This is a genomic window from Bartonella queenslandensis AUST/NH15, assembly GCF_000312585.1.
Lineage (GTDB): Bacteria > Pseudomonadota > Alphaproteobacteria > Rhizobiales > Rhizobiaceae > Bartonella > Bartonella queenslandensis_A.
Genome location: NZ_HE998070.1, coordinates 1 through 590, shown reverse-complemented (window position 1 = coordinate 590; position 590 = coordinate 1). Strand labels below are relative to the sequence as shown.

Genomic DNA, 590 nt, shown 5'->3' with positions numbered 1-590 from the left:
ACGCCCTGTTATTTTATGCTATTTATCAATCTTTACAACGTTATCGCTTTCATAAACCTCATAATTCTCAGCAACTGATTTACATTGCTTTGTTTATCTATTTTTGCTTTACCATAGGCACGACCCCACACCTTAACAGAACCAGAGATTTTCGCATTCCCATAAACAGAGCCATAAATCGCAGCACGCCCACTTACAATCGCAGAGCCAGAAACCTTGCCATAAATCTTTGCAAAGCCTTTGATAGCAGCCTGTCCATAAATTTTTGCATTGCTGTAAATACAAGCAGAGCCAGAAACCTTTGAATGACCATGGATCCTAGCATGATCATAAACAAACACATCATTAGAAACGCGCGCATGTTGATAAATATGAGAATTGCTATAAACGCGGGCGTGATCACAGACATGCGCCTTGCCATAGACATTACCCGCCACATGGGCACTTCCATAAACAGACGCATGGTCATAAACTTTAGCATATCGAGTGATTAAAGCCTTACCATAGACTTCAGCATTGCCATAGACACGCCCACGCACATGAGACAAATGACGTACTTTAGCATGATCAGAAACATGAGCATAGCCATA

At 41.4% G+C, this 590-nt stretch carries 1 pseudogene; it reads right to left on the bottom strand.

The annotated features are described in order from the left end of the window. Positions 1-18: 18 nt before the first annotated feature. Positions 19-590: pseudogene (locus BN338_RS12240) on the bottom strand (hypothetical protein); the annotation flags it as partial.